Here is a 20,915-nt window from a genome sequence, read left to right as displayed (position 1 = left end):
ATCCGGAAGAAACAGAATCAAAAGAATAAAATCAAAATAACAGAATCAAAACCGGTCTGTATGGCCGGAGAGAAAGCCGTTCCGAAAGGGGCGGCTTTCGTATGTGGTGAGGGAGCCGCACACAAACAGATTCTGATCGAAGAAAAGGACGATGGTTCAGCTGGTTTTCAATGATCCGCAGTACAGATGGCAGTTTCCTTTTTCGCACTGTCTGAGGGATGGACAAGCAGCAGCCCGAGGGAATGTTCGTTCCGGCGGTAGACATAAAGATTATCGGAAAGAATATCTTCTGTTTCCAGATCTGTCCGGTTTACATCGCGGAGCATGCCCAGGAGAGAAGCGGGAGAGAAGCCGGTGGAGCAGGGAACCAGGATCACTTCATGGACGGAGCTTGGCAGAATATAAAAATCACCATGCCGCTCTGCAAAGGCTGTCAGAGTTCGTTTCGAGAGCAGAAAGGCGGCGCCGTAGAGCTTTGTCTGGTTTGTAAGGACATAGACGGTGGAAAGAATCTGTTCTCCGCCAAAGGAGCCGGCCAGGGAGGAAAGCGGAAAGAACGCAGGAGCATCCTGGCTGCGGAGATTTTCCAGGGCAGTCCGATACAGGACTTCCGTGTCCACGTCCCAGAATTCCAGGTATTCATTTCTGACCTGGATGGTCGAGGTACCGAGAGAGCCGGTGTCTATGGTAAGAGAAAAAACAGCCGCCAGATCCAGAAACGGAATGTAGGGAACGGTCTGAAGCAGCGCTTCGTTGGCGGAACGGCTGATCAGACGAACAGAGAGGTGTTTTTTCAGGGCATCAAAATCACGGAGCTGATCCAGATCAAACCGATCCGGACAGCGGCAGGATTCATAGGTGGCGAAGATTTCATCCAGGATCATTTCCATGGGAATGCCGCCAAGATACCGGGCATAATACTGGTTCAGATACAAGGCCGGGGAAATGTTTTCGCCCGGATAAAGGATCAGAAGCCCATCCAGCCGCAGATTATTGTTTTTCAGGATCGGGCGGATCGTAACCTGGGCTTCTCCACCGGTCCGATGTTCGGCCATGGTGCGTACCCGGTCTAAAAATTCCTCATAGTTCATGGACTGCAAAAGATTCATAAGATACCTCCTGATAATGAAAGAAAATGATGGAGAAACTGATCAGTTGTGAAAAACTGAGAATAAAAAAATGGATACAAATAGAAAAGCAGATAAAAAGACTGACAGAAACAGAAATCTTTAAGAGAAATACAAAAAAACTTAAAACCCATATAAAATTAGCTGTTTTTACGGGAAATAATTGCCGAACGGCAGAAATAAAAAAAGAAAGAAGGACTGCACCTGAGTGGAATCGAACCACCGCACGTGGCTCCGGAGGCCACTGCTCTATCCACTGAGCTACAGGTGCATGATTGTCCAACGCAGTCTATTCTACCTTATTTTCCCCGGAAGAGCAAGAGGAAAAATAAAAAAAGTGGAAAAATCTTTTGAAAAAGTGAAAAAACAGTGTGCAGGTTGCAATTCAGGGAATTTTTTGGTATGATAAAACAGTGTATCCAGAAAAAGGGCGTTCGGTTCAGCCTGAAAACGGAGCACAAAGCATACGAAAAGGAGGCGTTTTTATGGACGAACTGAACTCGAAAGAAAAAGAGACAGAAGAAGCTTCGGAACGAAGCAGTTCCCGCCGCAGAAGAAAAAAAGGAAATCCAGTAGTGGAATTTCTGCAGATATACGCGAAATACTTGATCATGGCAGTGATCGCACTGGTCATGGTGATCGTAGTGATCGTGGTTGTGGGAAAGATGAAGAAAAGCGGATCGAATAAGGGTACGACCGTATTTGAGGTGACAACGTCGGCGGCGGAAAGCCAGGGCGGCGCACTTGAGAAGGATACCAATCAGGATGTCAACAACCTGGTGAAGGCTTACTTTGAAGCAGTGGAAAACTGTGATGTGGAGGCTATTTCCAAGCTGGTTGATTCCACTGAGAATATCTCGGAAGAACAGCTCAGGTCCGAACGCGAATTCATCGAGAGTTATGAGAATATCAGCTGCTATACGCTGAACGGACTGGTTGACGGTACATATATCGTGTATGTGTCTTATGATATGAAGTTTATCAATGTGGAGACACCGGCTCCCTGTCTGATCCGTCTGTATGTCTGCACCAATGAGGAAGGCGGTATGTATATCTACAGCCAGGCTACAGACAGTGAGGTGGCGGCTTATATGGATCAGGTCAATACCAGGGACGATGTAAAGAAGCTGATGCAGGAAACGGATGATCGCCTGACAGAGGCCATGGCTTCTGATGAAGCTCTGAATGCACTGGTTGTAAAGCTGTATGGAAATTCTTCGGACGAGATAACGGCGGCAGAAACGACCGCAGCACCGGAGACAACGGTGCCGGAAACGACTGCAGCACCGGAGACAACCGCAGCACCGCAGGATCCCGGAGCCTTTACAGATGTGGATGAAACGGTTTATGCAAAAGAGAATGTCAAGGTCCGGAGAAGCCCCGATGCCAACGGCGAGGAAGCCGGAACGCTGGCAGGCGGCCAGGCCATTCACCGAACCGGCTATAACGACGGCTGGAGCCGTGTGGAGTACAACGGAGAGACCTGTTATATTGCAGCCGGCTATCTGACTATGTCGGCGCCCAGTGCCGGAGACGGTTTTACCGAAGTGGATGAAACGGTTTATGCAAAGGAAAGTGTCCGGATCCGGAAGAGTCCTGATGCAAATGCAGAGGTTGTAGGTGCTCTTGCACCTGGTGAATCCATTAAACGGACCGGATATAACGATGGCTGGAGCCGTGTGGTTTACGAAGGACAGACCTGCTATATCGGAGCTGGTTATCTGACCACCGCCGCACCGGAATCATAAGCAGGCGGACTTAAATGGAAACAGATCCGAGCATGATACAGAATACAAACGAAGAGAAACAATAACCGGAAGAGGGGCGTGCGCTGCGTCCCTTTTTCTGGAGTCTGGAGAAGAAGATGGATGTAAAAGAATTTGATTATGAACTGCCGGAGGAACTGATTGCCCAGGATCCTCTGGAGGATCGGAGTGCCTCGCGTCTGATGGTGCTGGATAAAACGACCGGAGAGATCCGCCATGACATTTTCAGGCATATCATTGATGAGCTTGTTCCCGGTGACTGCCTGGTGATCAATAATACCAAGGTAATTCCTGCCCGTCTGTTTGGCGTGAAACGGGATACGGGAGCTTCTATTGAGGTACTTCTGCTGAAACGTCGTGACAATAATATCTGGGAAACCCTGGTAAAGCCGGGAAAGAAAGCAAAGGTCGGAACTGTTCTGGATTTCGGAGACGGCCTGCTGACAGGAACCGTGGTCGATGTGGTGGAGGAAGGAAACCGCCTGATCCAGTTTTCTTATGAAGGAATTTTTGAGGAAATCCTGGACAAGCTGGGACAGATGCCTCTGCCCCCCTATATCACTCATCCGTTAAAGGATAAGAACCGTTATCAGACCGTGTATGCCAAGTACGACGGATCGGCAGCAGCACCGACGGCGGGCCTTCATTTTACGAAGGAACTTCTGGAGAAGATCAAGGAAAAGGGCGTGGAGATTGCCAGTGTGACCCTCCATGTGGGCCTTGGAACCTTCCGACCGGTAAAGGTGGAGCATATTGAGGAGCATCATATGCACTCGGAGTTTTACCGGATCGAGCCGGAAGAAGCCGAGAAGATCAACCGTGCCAAAGAATCCGGACATCGGATCATTGCCGTTGGAACCACAAGCTGCCGTACCTTGGAGTCCGCGGCAGACGAAAACGGTCATCTGGAGGCAAAAAGCGGCTGGACAGAGATCTTTATTTATCCCGGTTATCAGTTTAAGTGTATCGATGCCCTGATCACCAATTTCCATCTGCCCCAGTCCACCCTTGTGATGCTGGTATCGGCATTGGCAGGAAAGGATCATGTACTGGCCGCCTATAAGGAAGCCGTGAAAGAACGGTATCGGTTCTTCAGCTTTGGGGATGCGATGTTTATTCGATAAGACCGCAGAAGAATGATAAAATAATCCGGAATTATGGTCCTTCCACAGAGACAGGACGGAATTCATATTAGAATTTTAAGCAAAATGTTCACAAAAAAGTCTTGGCATGGTATAATACAAAATGCTGTGTTGAGATTTTTTTGATTTGAGTACACATCGTGGTCGATGATCGGATCGGTCCATGTGTTGGCACGACCACAGACAGATACATAATAGGAGGATATATAGAGATGAAATTAGGAATCGTGGGACTCCCCAACGTAGGAAAAAGTACGCTGTTTAATTCGCTTACTAAGGCAGGTGCAGAGTCTGCCAATTATCCGTTCTGTACCATTGACCCCAACGTGGGTGTCGTTGCAGTTCCGGATTTCCGGCTGGGACTTCTGGCCGATATGTACCAGTCCAAAAAGGTGACACCTGCGGTCATTGAATTTGTGGATATCGCCGGTCTGGTAAAGGGTGCATCCAAGGGAGAGGGACTTGGAAACCAGTTCCTTGCGAACATCCGAGAGGTGGATGCCATTGTTCATGTGGTACGCTGCTTTGAGAACAGCAACATTGTTCATGTGGACGGAAGCATTGATCCGATCCGTGACATCGAAACCATCAATCTGGAGCTGATCTTTTCGGATCTGGAGATCCTGGAACGGCGGATTTCCAAAACCGCAAGAGCGGCCTTCAATGATAAGGCGCTTGCAAAGGAACTGGAGATTTTAAAGGGACTGAAGGCTCATCTTGAGGATGGGAACCTTGCTATTACCTATGAAGCGGCGGATGATGACGAGGAAACATTTATTCATACACTGAATCTGCTGACTGCCAAGCCGGTGATCTTTGCAGCCAATGTCAGCGAGGATGATGTGGCAGATGACGGCGCATCCAATCCCTATGTGCAGCAGGTTCGGGAGTTTGCTGCAAAGCAGGGAAGCGAGGTATTTGTAATTTGTGCACAGATCGAGGAAGAGATCTCCGAGCTGGAAGAGGATGAGAAGAAGATGTTCCTGGAGGATCTGGGACTGAAGGAATCCGGCCTGGACAAGCTCATCAGTGCAAGCTATAAGCTTCTTGGTCTTATCAGTTATCTGACAGCGGGAGAGAAGGAGACGAGAGCCTGGACGATCACCAAAGGAACCAAGGCACCCGGAGCAGCCGGAAAGATCCACAGTGATTTTGAGCGTGGCTTCATTCGGGCCGAAGTGGTAAATTATCAGGATCTGTTAAATGCAGGAAGCTATGCGGCAGCAAAGGAAAAGGGCCTGGTTGGCCTGGAAGGAAAGGATTATGTAGTAAAAGACGGCGATGTGATCCTGTTCAGATTTAATGTATAAAGACTGATTGCAGGCAGAAACGAGATTTTATAAAAAAAATCCCTGGAAGAACGGCCTTAATGAAAGGCATTCTGCCAGGGATTTTTGATTCCTTTGCAGTTTCATTGAATACGGTTTGAAGCCAATGAAACAAAACGTCCTGTTTATTTATGGATCAGCGTTCCTGTCTTTCTGGCAAGAGCTTCTTTTGCAAGCGAAAGATCGGTGATGATTGCCCGGCGGTCTTTGTCTGCAGAAACAAATTCCACGGATGCTTCAATCTTCGGCAGCATGGAACCGGCCTCAAACTGTCCATCTTCCATATAAGATCTTGCTTCTTCTGCAGTTAATTCATCCACAAAGAACTGATCCGGTTTCTGATAGTTAATAGCTACCTGTTCTGTTCCGGTGAGGAAAAGAAGAGTCGATGCGTCAACCATATCCGCCATACGAGCCGCAGTCAGATCTTTCTCAATGACGGCACTGGCACCCTTTAAGCGGGTTCCCTGCTGAAGAACGGGGATTCCGCCGCCGCCTCCGGCAATAACAAGCTGGTTGGCATCCAGCAGTGCGCGGATCGCATCGATCTCATAAATATCAATGGGCTTCGGAGCTGCCACAATCCGACGGTAGCCGTTTTCTTCTTTTACAACATAGTTGCCCTTGGCGGTCTCTGCCTGAGCTTCTTCCTCAGACATATAACGGCCGATGACCTTTGTAGGCTCGCTGAATGCTTCATCAAAAGGATCTACCCGAACCTGGGTAATGATGGTGGAAACCGGCTTGAAGATCCCACGGTTTAAAAGCTCGGTACGGATCGCATTCTGGAGATCGTAGCCGATATAGCCCTGGCTCAGTGCGCCGCAGATGGACATGGGAGCAACTGTATACTCCGGAGAAAGACGGCTGAATTCGGTCATTGCAGTATGGATCATGCCAACCTGAGGACCATTGCTGAAGGTGATGGCAATCTGGTACTTTTCTTCCACCAGATCGGCGATGGCGCTGGCGGCTTTTGCAACCGCTTTTTTCTGATCCGGGAACAGCGTGCCGAAGGCATTTCTGCCCAGGGCAACAACAATCCTTTTATCGTTCATGATGATTCCCCTCATTTCTATTATAGTATTGTCACGATGAAATCTTATACACAGTATACCACGCAGGCGGAGCTTTTCCTAGTAGTTTTTTGAGAAAAGCGAAAGCTGTCGGACTCTTTTAGGCTTACTGTCAATCAGTTTGTTGTCTTTTGTGCTCTTGTATAGAAACCGTATTCGATGGTTCCCGAGGGCCATGTTGCGGAGATCAGATAGACATAGTCCGGATCAGCACTGATATAGAAACCGGATTCATCTTCCGAAACCGGAACTTCTTCGCCGTTATCCTGTTCAGCTGCTCTGCGGATTTCAGCCTCACTGGCAGCAATGGTGGCTTCTTCCGCAGCTGAAGAGCCTTCCGCGCTTCCGTTCTGATACCCTTTCCAGAGGGAGATCGGGAAACGGGTCACGGTCAGGTGCGCCGGCTGGCTGGAAGAACGGAAATAGACCTGCGTTCCGGCGGCCAGAACGGTATCATTTAAGGTATCCCACTCTAAAATATGGGAACCGCAGGAACGGTCGGTGGCTGTGGTTCCATCTGCTTTTGTGTAGGTCCAGTCATAATTGCCTTCCGTCAGCATGACGGTAGTGGCAGCAAGATCATCCTCATAATCTGCATTGAGGAAAGGACGTTCAGAAGGATCGGCTGGCCGGTAGACACTGTCGATGAGATCTGCATAAACAGCGGCATCTTCAGGGGTTCCGTCCTTGACACGAACCATCTTTGTGACACCTGGATACTGGCCGGGATAGCTTTCCAGCATGATCCCATCTCCGGTGATGTCCAGAATATCACCGGCAGTCAGATCTGATTGCGAGAGCGCAGCTCCGGTTTCATCAGTGAGGTTGTCCGGAATTGCAGTGGTGAAAAAGCTTCCGGAATGGATGTCTACGAAATACTGGTTTCCATCCGGATCCACAAGGAGCATGGCACGGAGATCACCGTCTTTCAGGGGGACGGTAATATCGCTATCTGCAGACACGGAAGAAGCAGTAGCTTCGGCGGTGGCACGCCGGGATGTGAGTCCGGCGTCTGTGGTGGTCTCTGTTTTCTTGCCGGAAGAACTGCAGGCAGTGAGCAGCATAGAGCCTGCAAGGAGCAGGCAGGATAATGTTTTTTTCATAATTCCTCCTTAAATAATCCGGCGCCGTCTTGTATTACGGCGGCGGGGGATTTCTGCCGGGGCAGAGAAATGACAACGATCCAGAGCCGATAGCGTGGGTCCTGAACCGTTATCTACAGTTTATCGGGAAATGAGGATTGTTGCAAGTCTTTTTGCTGCTGGTTATAGAAATTTAAGAAAAAGCAGGTTGCGAAGAATTGCTGGAACGATTAGAATAGAGAAAAAACGAGAGGAGAGCGGGGGTTATGAACGAAACGGTAAAAAAAGAAGAATTTTCGGTGCCCTCCGGGAATCCGGGACAGACGCTTCACTGTATTTCCTGGCAGCCGGCGGGAGGGAAGGTAAAAGCGGTTCTGCAGATCGTTCATGGTATGGTAGAATATGTGGAGCGGTACGAGCCCTTTGCCTGTTATCTGGCAGAACGCGGTTATGCGGTTTTGGGACATGATCACCTGGGGCATGGAAAGACGGCGGAGACGGAGGCGGAGCTGGGATATTTTGCCAAGAAAGATGGCGACCGTCATGTGATCGGAGATATATACCGGCTGACCTGTAACGGACGTGAGCTCTGGCCGGGTGTCCCGCTGTTTATCATGGGGCACAGTATGGGTTCCTATTTTACCAGAAAATATCTGACCAGATACAGTCGGAAGGTGGACGGCGCGATTATCATGGGAACCGGGTTCATGCCGTTAGCTGCTGTGCAGACAGCAAAGCTTTTGGCGGAAGCAATCTGTAAGACCCGAGGTGACCGTTACCGGAGTAAACTTCTTTATAAATTAACTCTGGGCGGAAACAACAGGAGGATCCGGGAACTGCGGACAGAAAACGACTGGCTGACAAAGGATGAGGCGATTGTGGATGCCTACAACCAGGATCCTTACTGTTCGTTTATTTTCACAGCCGGGGCCTACCGGGATTTCTTTTCAATCCTGGTAGATCTGGCGAAGGAAAAGGATTTTGCACGGATGAATAAAGAACTTCCGGTGCTGTTTGTGGCCGGGGAGGAAGATCCGGTGGGAAATTACGGAAAAGGTGTGGAGACTTGTTTCCGTCAGTTTCAGAAGCTGGGCTTTCGGGATGTGAGCATGAAGCTGTATCCTGGTGACCGTCACGAGATTTTAAATGAACTGGATCGTGAAGTGATCTTTGATGATCTTTATGCATGGCTGGAGGAGCGGAGACAATAGTCTCCGGCCCCATCCGGGTTGATCTTGTTTCATAGGAAAGTGGTCCTATGAAACAAAAAATTTCAATTCTCAGAAATATCTGTTATCTTTTACAAAAAAATCAGCATATCGTTACCGATATTTCCCTTCAAGAATTGTTTCCTGTTTAAAAGTAAAACTTCAGAAAAGGAGGAGTGTGTTTGTATAGCAGAGTATACAGTGCCGTACTTCACGGTCTGGACGGCAGGCTTGTGACAGTGGAGGCAGATTTAAGCAACGGGCTTCCGGGAGTAGATATGGTTGGGGCGTTGTCTACGGAGGTGCGGGAAGCCATGTGGCGGGTACGGACAGCACTGAAAAATATGGGGTTTTCCATGCCGCCGAAGAAAATCGTAATCAATCTGGCGCCTGCCAGTCTGCGAAAGACCGGGACAGGATTTGATCTCCCCATTGCGGTGGCCGCCTTGTCTGTGCTGGATGCATTTCCGGGGAAAACACTGGAAACTTGTCTTTTTGTGGGAGAACTGGGACTGGAGGGAGAAATCCGTCCGGTGCCCGGTGTCATGTCGATTCTGGAATGTGCCGCCAGAGAAGGACTGGCCATGGCAGTCGTTCCGAAAGAGAATGAGCGGGAGGCAAAGGCTGCCGGTAAGCTTCCGGTTTTCGGCGTTTCCCATCTGAATCAGGTTCTGGAGTTATTGAAAAAACCGGATCAGATGAAAAATATCCGGCCGGAGCCGGAACAGCCGGAGCGGTTTTTCCGGGAAGAACTGGAAAAGACAAAGCAGAAGCATGGGGCGGCAGGAGGGAAAAGCAGAAAACGTGGAACCGGCGATTCGGAGCGGGAGCAGGAGGAGAATCGGGAAACGGTAGATTTTTCCGATATCCGTGGACAGGAGGCCGCAAAACGGGCGGCGGAGATTGCTGCGGCGGGCGGCCATAACCTGATCCTGGTGGGAGCGCCCGGGGCCGGAAAATCCATGATTGCAAAGGCACTTTCCGGGATTCTTCCATCTATGACCTGGGAAGAATGCCGGGAGGTAAGCCGGATTTACAGCGTCTGCGGGAAAACCACCGGGGATCAGCCGCTGGTCTGGGAACGTCCATTTCAGGCACCGCATCATACGGTCCCGGTGACAGCTTTGACAGGAGGAGGCATGCCGCCGAAGCCAGGGGTCTTTTCCCTGGCAACTCATGGGATCTTGTTTTTTGATGAATTTCCGGAATTTTCCAGAGGGGCACTGGAGGCTCTGCGCCAGCCGCTGGAGGAACGGAATGTGGTAGTTTCCCGGTTAGGTGGAACCTTTGTATTTCCGGCAGATTTTATGCTGGTGGCCGCCATGAACCCCTGTCCCTGTGGCTGCTATCCGAACCGCCAGAAATGTACATGCAGTGACTGGCAGATCCAACGGTATCAGGCAAAACTTTCCAGGCCGCTGCTGGACCGGTTTGATCTTGGCGTGATTGTGGAGCCGCCGCCGGTGTGGACATTACAGAGAACGGCACCGGCGGAGACTTCGGAGGCGATCCGAAACCGTGTGACAGCGGCGAGACGGAGGCAGCAGAAGCGGGCAGAACAGCGAAACGAACCGTTTACAGTCAATGCGGCCCTGCCGGCAGGGAAGCTGGAGAAGATCTGTATGTTTGGAAAAGAAGAGGACGAGTTTTGGAAGCAGGTGTGTTCCAGAATGGAGATCAGTGCAAGAGCATATTATAAGATTTTGCGAACGGCGAGAACCATCGCAGATTTAGAGGGTACGGAAGCAGTAGAAACCGTTCATTTAAAAGAGGCGCTGAGCTTCCGGGCAGATTTTGAACGTGTGGGATTTTAGCGGGAATAATCGGAATCTGCGGAAAGAAAAGTAAGACCGCTGAGATTCAGAAATGTCCCTTATATATAGAAGAAATCGGGGCGGAAAGGAGCAGGATGGGAAAATGGGAAACAGCATGGTTCTGGTTTTGTTCAGCAGTATTTATTCCGGCAGAGATCAAGCTGGCACTGTTGGAGGCAGCAGGAGGGGCGGAAGCACTCTTTGGTTTATCTGAGGCCGGACAAAAAGAGGTGTTTTTGAAGGCCGTGCCGGATCGAAAGGCAGAACGGATCCGGAATTGTCTGTATGAAGCGGGGCGGGAGGCAGAGGCGGAACGAGGACTGGAACAGATGAAGCGCCGGGGAATCCGTCTTGTGACCTGGGAAGATCCGGATTATCCGGCGCGTCTGCGGAATCTGCCGGATGCTCCGGCAGGACTGTTTGTACGGGGATCGCTTCCTGGAAACGGACCGGCGGCAGCCATCGTGGGAGCACGGAATTGCAGCTATTACGGCGCCTCCATGGCCAGAAATCTGGGACAGGTTTTGACGGAGGCCGGAATTCAGGTGATCAGCGGGCTGGCAAAGGGAATTGATGCGGCGGCCCATGAAGGAGCATTGTTGGGCTGTCGGGAAACAGGACTGGTATTCGGAGTCCTCGGCTGCGGCATTGATGTGGTCTATCCGGCACAGAACCGAAAGCTCTATGAGGCGGTGGCTGCCTGCGGAGGGATTCTTTCAGAATATCCGCCGGGACTCAGGCCTTTTTCCGCCAATTTCCCGGCCAGAAACCGGATCATCAGCGGTCTTTCTGATGGAGTGACTGTGGTGGAGGCAGACACAAGAAGCGGATCGTTGATCACGGCGTCCTGTGCTCTGGAACAGGGAAAGGAGATCTGGGCAGTTCCGGGGCGTGTCGGCGACCGGTTAAGCCGTGGAACCAATGAGCTGATCCGGGACGGAGCCGGGATTCTGACGGAGCCGGAGGATATGCTGCGATTCTGGGCACTCAGCCAGAAAAACTTAAATTTTTATGAGGAAAAAAAGATATTACTTGATAAAAAATGGGAAAGGGTGTATAGTTGTCTGGATTCCGAACCGAAATCGGCCAGTCAGCTGTGCGAAGAAACGGGGCTAGAAATGAAAGAATTAGCCCGCTGCCTGGTGGATCTTGTAATGGAGGGACTGGCGGCAGAGCCGTCCCCGCATTATTATGCGGTCAAAAGACATAAAGGAGAACACTATGGCAAAGTATCTGGTCATCGTGGAGTCCCCTGCGAAAGTAAAGACCATTAAAAAGTTTTTAGGGACAAATTATGAAGTGGAAGCGTCCAACGGACATGTACGGGACCTTCCGAAAAGTCAGATGGGAATTGACTTTGAGAATGACTTTGAACCGAAATACATCACCATCCGCGGAAAAGGAGATATTCTGGCAAATCTGCGGAAAAAGGTGAAAAAAGCGGATAAGATCTATCTTGCAACCGACCCTGACCGGGAGGGAGAGGCCATCTCCTGGCATCTGATGGCAGCGCTCAAGCTGGAAGATAAAAAGGTACAGAGAATCACGTTTAATGAAATCACAAAGACGGCCGTAAAAGCATCGTTAAAGGCCCCCAGAGAGATCGATATGAATCTGGTGGATGCCCAGCAGGCCCGGCGTGTGCTGGACCGCATGGTGGGATATTCCATCAGCCCGCTGTTATGGGCGAAGGTAAAACGGGGGCTTTCCGCAGGTCGTGTCCAGTCGGCAGCGCTCCGGATCATCTGTGACCGAGAGGATGAGATCGCGGCGTTTATTCCGAAGGAATACTGGAGCCTGGAGGCCGATGTTCTCTGCGAGGGTGAAAAGAAGCCCATGCGGATCAAGTTCTACGGTACAAAGAATCAGAAAGTGACCATAGAAAAAAAGGAAGAACTGGAGCGGATTCTGGAAAAAACAAAGAATGAGCCGTTTGAGATCAGTGAGATCAAGCGCGGCGAGCGAGTGAAGAAGCAGCCGCTTCCGTTCACAACCAGTACGCTTCAGCAGGAGGCAGCCAACGCACTGAATTTTTCAACCCAGAAGACTATGCGCCTGGCTCAGCAGCTTTATGAAGGCGTTGATGTAAAAGGAAGCGGGACTATCGGCGTGATCACCTACCTGCGTACCGATTCCACCCGTGTTTCCGATGAAGCAAAAGCGGCTGCAGCTTCCTATATTGCCGGACAGTACGGCGAAGCATTCGTTCATCAGTCAGAGCGAAAGGGACAGGCAGGAGCAAAGATTCAGGATGCTCATGAAGCCATCCGTCCCACGGACATCAGCCTGACTCCGGTGAAATTAAAGGAATCTCTTTCCAGGGATCAGTTTCGTCTGTATCAGCTGATCTGGAGGCGGTTTGCAGCCAGCCAGATGTCGGCGGCTGTGTATGAGACTACCAATGTGAAAATTGATGCAGGAGAGTATCGGTTCAGTGCATCGGCCTCCAAGGTGAAGTTTGAAGGCTTCACAACGGTCTATGTAGATCCGGACGAGAAAAAAGAAGCGACAACGCTGACGAAAAATCTGACAAAGGAAACAAAGCTTTCCTTAAAGGAGTTTGATTATAAGCAGCACTTTACCCAGCCGCCGGCTCACTATACGGAGGCTTCTCTGGTAAGGGCGCTGGAAGAGGCGGGAATCGGACGTCCCAGTACGTATGCGCCGACGATCACGACGATTATTGCAAGGCGGTATGTGGCAAAGGAAAATAAAAATCTGTATGTGACGGAGCTTGGTGAGGCGGTCAACCGAATCATGAAAGAGGCATTTCCCACCCTGGTCGATGTGGCGTTTACTGCAAACATGGAGTCGCTGCTGGATGGCGTGGAGGAGGGCCTTGTCAAATGGAAAACCATTGTCCGTAACTTCTATCCGGATCTCAAAGAAGCTGTGGATGCAGCCCAGAAAGAGCTGGAATCGGTCACCATCGAAGATGAAGTTACCGATGAGATCTGTGAGAACTGCGGCCGCAACATGGTGATCAAGTATGGTCCTCATGGACGCTTCCTGGCATGTCCCGGTTTTCCGGACTGCCGCAATACGAAGCCGTACTTTGAAAAAACCGGTGTGCCCTGTCCGCTCTGCGGAGCCGATGTTGTCATCAAAAAGACAAAAAAGGGCAGACGGTATTACGGCTGCATCAACAATCCGGAGTGTGAGTTTATGTCCTGGCAGAAGCCGTCTGACAAGCGCTGTCCCAAGTGCGGAAGCTACATGGTGGAAAAAGGAAATAAGCTGATTTGTTCTGAACAGACCTGCGGTTATCTGATGGAAAAACCGGAATAATCTAAATAGTATAAAATTTAGGAAAATAATTCAATAAAGTCTTGCGCTTTCCCCTTGGTTATGTTAGGATAACAGTAGTTAAGTCTAAAATAACAGAGGGAGGTCGTCAATGAGCGTACAATTATTGGATAAAACAAGAAAAATCAATAAATTACTTCACAACAACAACTCAAGTAAGGTTGTCTTTAATGATATTTGCGCGGTTTTGAGCGATATCCTGGATTCAAATATTCTGGTTATCAGTAAGAAGGGAAAGGTTCTCGGTGTTGGGCTCTGTGACGGGGTCGAAGAGATCAGAGAGCTGATCCAGGACGAGGTCGGCGGATTTGTGGATAAAATGTTTAACGAACGTCTGCTCAGTGTCCTTTCGACAAAAGAAAATGTTAATCTGGAAACTCTTGGATTTGCCGAAACCAACGTAAAAAAATATCAGGCGATCATCACTCCGATCGATATTGCCGGTGAGCGGCTGGGAACCTTGTTTATCTATAAGTCCCAGGATCAGTATGGAATTGATGATATTATCCTCAGTGAATACGGAACTACCGTGGTCGGCCTGGAGATGATGCGTTCTGTCAATGAAGAGACTGCCGAGGAGAACCGGAAGGTTCAGATTGTGAAATCCGCGATCAGTACGCTGTCCTTTTCCGAACTGGAAGCCATCCAGCATATCTTTGATGAGCTGGAGGGAACCGAGGGAATCCTGGTTGCCAGCAAGATTGCAGACCGTGTGGGAATTACCCGTTCGGTGATCGTCAATGCCCTTCGGAAGTTTGAGAGTGCCGGGGTCATTGAATCCCGTTCCTCCGGAATGAAGGGAACTTATATCAAGGTTCTGAATGATGTCGTATTTGATGAACTGCGGAAGCTGCGGGAAGATTAAGAGACAACAGAATACAGAAAAATCAGAGCAGGAATCGCCGGAAACAGTGGTTCCTGCTTTTTATTTCATAGGAAAGTGTGTCCTGTGAAACAAGACGCTTCGTGGTGATTGCACGGCAGGGGAGGAGAGTGGAGGATACTGAACATTTCCGGAAAAACAGAGCAGTTTCGTAGATTGTAAAAGCTCCCTATTCATGTTAGGATAAAATCATTCAGCCCGAGGGGGGATGGGAAATCATAAGAGGAAATCCATAAAAGCATGGGGAGGAAGCCGTTTATGGGAAAAGAAAAATCAGTAACAAATTTTACATCGGGCGTGATCTGGAAGCAGCTTGTGCTGTTTGCACTCCCGTTTTTGTGTTCCAATCTGCTACAGCAGTTTTACAGTACGGCGGATGCGGCCATTGTGGGGCAGAGCGTAGGCTCCGGAGCATTGGCAGCGGTGGGGGCCAGTGACAAACTGACCTTTTTGCTGATCAATTTATTTGTGGGAGTGTCTACTGGCGCAAGCATTGCCGTGTCTCAGTCGTTCGGACGGGGAGATCTGGAGGAATTGCGGCGGACGATCCATTCCTCCATCTGTCTCGGACTGATTTCGGGGGCGATCCTCATGGCGGCCGGACAGATCCTGGCACCGAAGCTTCTGGTGCTCATGGGAACACCTGCCGATGTACTTCCAATGTCTACGGCTTATATTAAAATTTATTTTCTTGGCATGATTCCTGTGATGATTTATAACATGGGAAGCGGAATCCTGCGCGCCATGGGAAATTCCAGAAGTGCGCTCATCTATCTGGCCTTTGCAGGTGTGATCAATGTGGGACTGGATCTTCTGTTTGTGCGGGTTCTCGGCTGGGGTGTACCTGGCGCGGCGGCGGCAACGGCTATCTCCCAGATTCTTCCGGCTGTGCTGGTATTTCTGAAGCTGACCAGACTGGAGCCATCGTATCGCCTTACTGTACGGGGGATCCGTCTGTATAAAAAAGAAACGATTTATGTGGTGCAGGTCGGAGTTCCGGCGGGACTGCGCATGGTACTGGTCAATATCTCCAATGTCATTGTCCAGTCGCAGGTGAATGCTTTCGGTGTGGCGGCCATGGCAGGCTGTACGTTATTTTTCAAACTGGAGGGGTATCTGTATGCGATGATCTCAGCTCTGAGTCTTGCTCTGACCAGCTTCAGCGGCCAGAACATGGGAGCCGGCAACTATGTGCGCGCAAAACAGGGAAAACAGATCAGTATGTGGATCGCATCGGGAATCACGGTATTCATGAGTCTGGTCCTCTGTATTTTTGCGGAGCCTTGCTGCCGGATCTTTACCACGGATACGGATGCCATTGCCTACGGAGCACTTCAGCTCAGGCATCAGCTTCCATTATATATCATATTTTCCTGGAATGAGATCATCAACGGGGCAGTATTGTCCTCCGGTCATACGGTGGTTCCCATGGTGGTCAGTCTCACGGGTATGTGTGCGGCGCGGGTCGGATTCATTTTCCTGGTATCGTATTTTATTCCGGATATCCGGGTGATCTATATCGCGTTTCCCTTTAGCTGGATCGTGACCTATATCGGGATCAACTGGTATTATTATCGTGGAAAGTGGGCCGGAGGCATGCGGTTTGCCGAGGCAGTTATGGCACAGAGGGAGCAGGTATGAGGGAGAAAAAGAATTCATCTTATATGATTTATGCCGGAATCACGACTTTGATCTGGGCAGCCGCTTTTTTGTTTACCCAGTTTGCACAGGAGAGTTTCTCCAGCCAGAGCATCGGACTTTTGCGGTATCTGGCAGCTTCGGCGGTTATGCTGGTGATTCTGGTTGTGAAGCGGATCGGGTTACCGAAATGGAAAGATGTTCCGAAGTTCCTTCTGGCGGGAGGAATCGGTTTTGCCTTCTATGTGACAGCATTCAATAAATCAGTGGAGACCATCAACGGAGCGACATGCAGTGTCATTTCCCAGTTTATTCCGATTCTGACAGCCGTATGTTCCAGCGTGTTTTTACGGGAAAAGATCAGTGTCCGGGGCTGGCTCTGTATCGCCATGGCCTTTGCAGGCATTCTGGTTCTGGCGCTCTGGAACGGTGCGCTGTCCATTAAGCCGGGAATCCTCTGGATGCTTCTGGCGGCGGTGGCCCTCAGTATTTACAATTTGCTCCAGCGGATGTTTGTCCGGGATTATACGCCGTTTCAGGTGACGGCCTACTGTATCTTCGGCGGGACCCTGTTTTTGCTGCTGTTTCTGCCGGGTGCGGTTCCGGAAATGAAAACAGCGTCTCTGGTGTCCTGGGGTGCGATCCTGTATCTTGGTATTCTGGGCGGTGCATTGGGATATGTATTCTGGGCGAAAGCATTTTCCCTGGCGGATCGGACCAGCGATGTGTCGAATTTTATGTTTGCCATGCCGCTTCTGACCAGCCTCATCGGATTTCTTGTCAAAGGAGAGGTGCCCGGAGTTGAGACAGTCATTGGCGGAATTCTTATTGTCGGAGGGATGATCTTATTCCAGCTGGAAAAACAAAAGTCTTAAAGTTGAAATATTTTTAAAATCAAATAATTATACTTGCCAAATAAATGCGGACGCGTTATAATGCCAATCGTGTGCAGATTGTCGGAGCAGCTCCGGCATCGGATGCAGAAAGAGAGTGGATCGATCTCTGCACGGGACAGCTTTTGTGCAGAGACAAGGATACAGGAGGGTATGATGAGTCAGGCAGTTATCAGGCAGGAAGCAGTACAGGCAGAACCATGTTATCGGGTATCTGCCCGGAAAAGGAGAGTCCTGGCGGGAAAGAAGCTGGTTTCCGCTGTGATTCTCCGTTTTTTGTTCCAGGGGCTTGCAGTGTTAGCCGGAAAAGAGGAGCGGATTCAGGAAGAGGTTGAGTCCTGGGAGCCTGGGTTTACCTGGGGGATCTCCATGGGAGAACAGGCTCCGGCGCTTTATATGGAATGGACAGGAGAATGTCTGAACCGTCTGCCGGTACAGACCGACCCGCAGAAGCTGGATCTGCTGATCCGGTTCAAGAGTGTGGATGCGGCTTTTCCGGTTATGGCAGGGCAGGTCGGGATCGCAGGAGCATACGCAAGACATTATTTTTCTTTGAAGGGCGATATTGCCAGAGCCATGTCCGTGGTGCGGTGTGTAGATCTGGCGGAGGCATACCTGTTTCCGAAGATAATGACGAAACGGATTTTAAAAGAGGTGCCGGAGACAAGGATGGGACTGATCCGTACGTATGGGGCAGTGATTGGCGCGATGATAGGAGGAATGGTTTGATGATGCCGGAGTATTATGAGTTTCAGCACAGCACAAAATTACTTTCCGGAAAGCAGGCGCTGGAAAATATCCCTGCGGAGCTCCATGCCCTGGAGGCCAGCCGTCCTATGGTGCTTTCGGATGCTGTATTAAAGAAAATTGGTACAACGGATCTGGTTTGTGACGCGGTTCAGCAGGACGGAATCACGATCGGCGCGGTGTTCTGCGAGATCCCGGCGGATTCCTCCTCTGAGGTGGTAAATCAGATTGCAAGATGTTACCGGGAAAACGGCTGTGACAGTCTGGTGGCGGTGGGCGGCGGCTCCGTTCTTGATACGGCAAAGGGGGTTCGTATGCTGCTGTCCCAGAAGGCGGAGGATATCATGGAGCTTCTGGGATGCGAGATTTTGACGAGAGGACGCCATATCCCCTTTGCGGCAGTTCCAACGACCTCCGGAACCGGCTCCGAATCTACGCTGGTGGCGGTGATCCGAAATGCGGAAAATGGCATGAAAATGGAGTTTATTTCCTATTATCTTCAGCCGGATGTGACCGTGCTTGACAGCCGCATGACGATGACACTTCCGTCCAGGATCACAGCCTCTACCGGTATGGACACCCTCTGTCATGCCATTGAGGCGTATACTTGTCTCCAGAAAAATCCGGTCAGCGATGCCTATGCATCGGCGACCGTCCATATGGTGGGAATGTATCTGGAGCAGGCGGTGAAAAATGGTACAGATGAAGAGGCGCGGCTCGGTATGGCCAATGCCTCTACTATGGCGGGGGCAGCGTTTTCCAATTCCATGGTTGGAATGGTTCATGCCATCGGCCACGCACTGGGCGGTATCTGTCATGTGCCTCATGCAGATGCCATGACAGTTCTGCTTCCTTATTGTATGGAATATAACATGGAGGCTCTTGGAAATCTGTACGGAGAACTGCTTCTGCATTTTGCAGGAGCGGAAGCATATGCGGAAATCGCCCCGGAAGATCGTGGAACCGCCATGGTGCAGGAGGTCCGGAACCTGGCGGCAAGGCTTCATGACCGGTGCGGTCTGCCGGTCTCCCTGAAGGAAACATCCGCCGATCCGGGACTTTTTGAGCAGGTAGCAGCCGCAGCTTTAAATGATGGTGCCATGCTAGTAAATCCGGTGCAGGTAGGGAAAGCAGATGTGCTGGAGATCCTGAGACGGGCTTATTAGAAAGGCAGGTTCTTTGTGGCATACAATCAGAATATTCTGTCTGGTATACAAAATTCCGAATTTGTGCTATCATAAAATGGAACGTTGTGTGCGGAAAGGAATGAAGGCAAGATGGAATATTTTGATGTTCTGACACCGGAGGGAGAACCGGCGGGATTTAAGAAGGAGCGTCATCAGGTACATAAAGACGGAGACTGGCATGGGGCATCCAGGATCTGGCTCATGCGGAGTAAAAAACTCGGCGATGGAACAAGAAAGCCCCAGGTGCTGTTACAGCAGAGAAGCCCGGAAAAGGACAGTTATCCTGGCATGTGGGATGTGTCCGCAGCCGGTCATGTGTCTGCCGGAGGCAATTATCTGGAAACGGCGGTTCGGGAGACAGAGGAAGAGATCGGTGTAAAACTGGAGCCAAAGGAACTGGAGTTTTTGTTCTCTCTGCGTTCAGAAACAGTATGGAGTTATCATGGAGAGACGTATAATGACCGGGAATTCCACTGGGTCTATCTGGTAAAGAAGAATGTGGATCCGGCCAGACTGGTGCTTCAGAAGGAAGAGGTTGCCCAGGTCCGCTGGGTGGATGCATCGGAGCTTTACCGGGAACTGAGAGAAGGAAAGATTGTTTCCTGTATTCACATAGAAGAGTTTGAAAAACTGTATCCGATTTTATGTGCGAGGGCATAAAAATCGTCTAAAAGAAGAATAGGCTTGCATTTTAGGAGGAATCCAGATAGAATAGAACCCGTAGCCGGGAAAACGGCTGTTCGAAAGGGTGTTAAATATGAAATATGGGTTTGAAGTGGAAGCAATCCAGGCAAAGCGGGGGACACTTCCAAGAGAAGAACGAAATGATATTACTGCATACATAGATTCGGTCATTATGGAGGCACCGGAGGGAAAGAAAGCATTCCGTGGGCTGGCAAATAAGGTAAACGGGCGGCTTTCCAGAGACTGTACCGACCGGTCGGCGACAATCACGCTTCCGGATTACAGTAACTGCCAGATCATGGTGCGGCTGAAAACGGAACAGCAGAAGGTGGAAGGATGAGAAGACCCGCAGTGGTAAAAGCGATTTTTGAGCAGGACTTCGGATGTGAGGGCAGACCGGACGGAGAACCGGCCAGAGATGAGGTGGAGGTGGAATTTTCCGATACCGGAGAAACAAAGGTATTCCTGGTGGAGGACGCCTTTCTCTGGGAACAGAAGATCCTTGAGGGAAGTCTGGTTACGGTTCTGGAAAATGGAACGCTGGAACCGGCAGCGCAGGAGGCGCGGTAAAAGTCCCTGAATAAAATAGTGAAAAAATAGTGCCGCAGGATCAGTAAACGGTGGATCCTGTGGCACTTTTTGTGTCAAATAAAACAAATTGGTTATTCTTCCTCTTCCTCAGTTACCAGTTCATCGAATTCAGCCGCATCAAGGAGCTCCTCGAACGCGTCGGAAACGATCTCGTATTCCTCATCGGATTCGATGTTTTCCAGGTTGGGAGAACCGTCGGGCATGGTCACGAAACGGTAGAGATAAACCTCGCCCTCTTCTCCCTCCGGGGGATTGGTGGGGAGCAGTGCGATATAATTTTTATCTGCCGCCTCAAACGTGGTAAGAACCACACATTCCAATAAGGAATCATCGTCAAGGGTCAGAGTTACGGTCATCTGACCATCATCGCAGCCGCCGCAGGTGCTGCAGTCAGAGGTGCAGCCGGAATTCAGTTCATTTGCCATAATAGTATCCTCACTTTT

General features: G+C 50.2%; 19 protein-coding genes and 1 tRNA gene. 15 read left to right on the top strand and 5 right to left on the bottom strand.

The annotated features are described in order from the left end of the window. Window positions 1-167: 167 nt before the first annotated feature. Both ACTQ3K_RS02990 and ACTQ3K_RS02985 read right to left on the bottom strand, forming a co-directional pair. Window positions 168-1,109, bottom strand: coding sequence for a DUF5688 family protein (locus ACTQ3K_RS02990; RefSeq protein ID WP_441565606.1), 942 nt, complete (start codon window positions 1,107-1,109; stop codon window positions 168-170). 217 nt (window positions 1,110-1,326) lie between these two features. Next, window positions 1,327-1,398 (bottom strand) — tRNA-Arg (locus tag ACTQ3K_RS02985). Between the two features lie 214 nt (window positions 1,399-1,612). Between ACTQ3K_RS02985 and ACTQ3K_RS02980 the strand changes: the two genes are divergently transcribed. From ACTQ3K_RS02980 to ychF, 3 genes are all read left to right on the top strand, one after another. Beyond that, window positions 1,613-2,875 (top strand): SH3 domain-containing protein, encoded by a 1,263-nt coding sequence (locus ACTQ3K_RS02980; protein WP_441565604.1) that lies wholly within the window; start codon window positions 1,613-1,615, stop codon window positions 2,873-2,875. 116 nt (window positions 2,876-2,991) lie between these two features. Beyond that, complete coding sequence (queA, locus tag ACTQ3K_RS02975; protein WP_441565602.1) at window positions 2,992-4,017, top strand: tRNA preQ1(34) S-adenosylmethionine ribosyltransferase-isomerase QueA; 1,026 nt, start codon at window positions 2,992-2,994, stop codon at window positions 4,015-4,017. A gap of 230 nt (window positions 4,018-4,247) precedes the next feature. Continuing rightward, window positions 4,248-5,345 carry a redox-regulated ATPase YchF gene (gene ychF / locus ACTQ3K_RS02970; protein WP_441565600.1) on the top strand — a complete coding sequence of 366 codons (1,098 nt, stop codon included), beginning with the start codon at window positions 4,248-4,250 and terminating at the stop codon, window positions 5,343-5,345. 143 nt (window positions 5,346-5,488) lie between these two features. Here the strand turns inward: ychF and arcC are convergent, their stop codons facing one another. Both arcC and ACTQ3K_RS02960 read right to left on the bottom strand, forming a co-directional pair. Next, window positions 5,489-6,421 (bottom strand): carbamate kinase, encoded by a 933-nt coding sequence (arcC, locus tag ACTQ3K_RS02965; RefSeq protein WP_441565598.1) that lies wholly within the window; start codon window positions 6,419-6,421, stop codon window positions 5,489-5,491. 134 nt (window positions 6,422-6,555) lie between these two features. Beyond that, window positions 6,556-7,542, bottom strand: a complete 987-nt coding sequence (locus tag ACTQ3K_RS02960; protein ID WP_441565596.1) for a hypothetical protein — start codon at window positions 7,540-7,542, stop codon at window positions 6,556-6,558. Between the two features lie 245 nt (window positions 7,543-7,787). Between ACTQ3K_RS02960 and ACTQ3K_RS02955 the strand changes: the two genes are divergently transcribed. The 12 genes from ACTQ3K_RS02955 to ACTQ3K_RS02900 all read left to right on the top strand — a co-directional run bounded on the left by ACTQ3K_RS02955 (window position 7,788) and on the right by ACTQ3K_RS02900 (window position 20,451). Beyond that, on the top strand, window positions 7,788-8,732 hold the full coding sequence (locus tag ACTQ3K_RS02955) for an alpha/beta fold hydrolase (protein ID WP_441565594.1): 945 nt from the start codon (window positions 7,788-7,790) through the stop codon (window positions 8,730-8,732). Between the two features lie 179 nt (window positions 8,733-8,911). Continuing rightward, window positions 8,912-10,543 carry a YifB family Mg chelatase-like AAA ATPase gene (locus tag ACTQ3K_RS02950; protein WP_441565592.1) on the top strand — a complete coding sequence of 544 codons (1,632 nt, stop codon included), beginning with the start codon at window positions 8,912-8,914 and terminating at the stop codon, window positions 10,541-10,543. A gap of 95 nt (window positions 10,544-10,638) precedes the next feature. Further along, the gene (dprA, locus tag ACTQ3K_RS02945) at window positions 10,639-11,817 is read left to right on the top strand and encodes a DNA-processing protein DprA (protein WP_441565590.1); all 1,179 of its coding nucleotides are present in this window, start codon (window positions 10,639-10,641) and stop codon (window positions 11,815-11,817) included. Next, complete coding sequence (gene topA / locus ACTQ3K_RS02940; RefSeq protein ID WP_441565588.1) at window positions 11,765-13,831, top strand: type I DNA topoisomerase; 2,067 nt, start codon at window positions 11,765-11,767, stop codon at window positions 13,829-13,831. The genes dprA and topA overlap by 53 nt, the downstream gene beginning before the upstream one ends. Before the next feature lie 109 nt (window positions 13,832-13,940). Then, window positions 13,941-14,714 (top strand): GTP-sensing pleiotropic transcriptional regulator CodY, encoded by a 774-nt coding sequence (gene codY, locus ACTQ3K_RS02935; protein WP_441565586.1) that lies wholly within the window; start codon window positions 13,941-13,943, stop codon window positions 14,712-14,714. 276 nt (window positions 14,715-14,990) lie between these two features. Then, window positions 14,991-16,373: an MATE family efflux transporter gene (locus ACTQ3K_RS02930; protein WP_441565584.1), complete on the top strand. Its 1,383-nt coding sequence runs from the start codon at window positions 14,991-14,993 to the stop codon at window positions 16,371-16,373. Next, window positions 16,370-17,245 carry a DMT family transporter gene (locus ACTQ3K_RS02925; protein ID WP_441565582.1) on the top strand — a complete coding sequence of 292 codons (876 nt, stop codon included), beginning with the start codon at window positions 16,370-16,372 and terminating at the stop codon, window positions 17,243-17,245. Before ACTQ3K_RS02930 ends, ACTQ3K_RS02925 begins: the two co-directional genes overlap by 4 nt. 171 nt (window positions 17,246-17,416) lie before the next feature. Further along, a complete protein-coding gene (locus ACTQ3K_RS02920; RefSeq protein WP_441565580.1) occupies window positions 17,417-17,992 on the top strand; it encodes a hypothetical protein in 576 nt (191 codons plus the stop codon). Then, entirely contained in the window at window positions 17,992-19,176 is a 1,185-nt protein-coding gene (locus tag ACTQ3K_RS02915) for an iron-containing alcohol dehydrogenase (RefSeq protein ID WP_441565770.1), read from the top strand. The genes ACTQ3K_RS02920 and ACTQ3K_RS02915 overlap by 1 nt, the downstream gene beginning before the upstream one ends. Before the next feature lie 111 nt (window positions 19,177-19,287). Next, window positions 19,288-19,857: an NUDIX hydrolase gene (locus ACTQ3K_RS02910; RefSeq protein WP_441565578.1), complete on the top strand. Its 570-nt coding sequence runs from the start codon at window positions 19,288-19,290 to the stop codon at window positions 19,855-19,857. 97 nt (window positions 19,858-19,954) lie between these two features. Beyond that, window positions 19,955-20,221 (top strand): hypothetical protein, encoded by a 267-nt coding sequence (locus tag ACTQ3K_RS02905; RefSeq protein ID WP_441565576.1) that lies wholly within the window; start codon window positions 19,955-19,957, stop codon window positions 20,219-20,221. Next, window positions 20,218-20,451 carry a hypothetical protein gene (locus ACTQ3K_RS02900; RefSeq protein ID WP_441565574.1) on the top strand — a complete coding sequence of 78 codons (234 nt, stop codon included), beginning with the start codon at window positions 20,218-20,220 and terminating at the stop codon, window positions 20,449-20,451. Before ACTQ3K_RS02905 ends, ACTQ3K_RS02900 begins: the two co-directional genes overlap by 4 nt. A gap of 92 nt (window positions 20,452-20,543) precedes the next feature. Here the strand turns inward: ACTQ3K_RS02900 and ACTQ3K_RS02895 are convergent, their stop codons facing one another. Next, a complete protein-coding gene (locus ACTQ3K_RS02895) occupies window positions 20,544-20,897 on the bottom strand; it encodes a DUF1292 domain-containing protein (RefSeq protein WP_441565572.1) in 354 nt (117 codons plus the stop codon). Window positions 20,898-20,915 lie beyond the last annotated feature (18 nt).

This window comes from Candidatus Paralachnospira sp. LCP21S3_A2, from assembly GCF_052118925.1.
Taxonomy (GTDB): Bacteria; Bacillota; Clostridia; order Lachnospirales; family Lachnospiraceae; genus Lientehia.
Note: the sequence above shows the minus strand (reverse complement) of the source record. Positions and strands in the feature narration are given on the sequence as shown.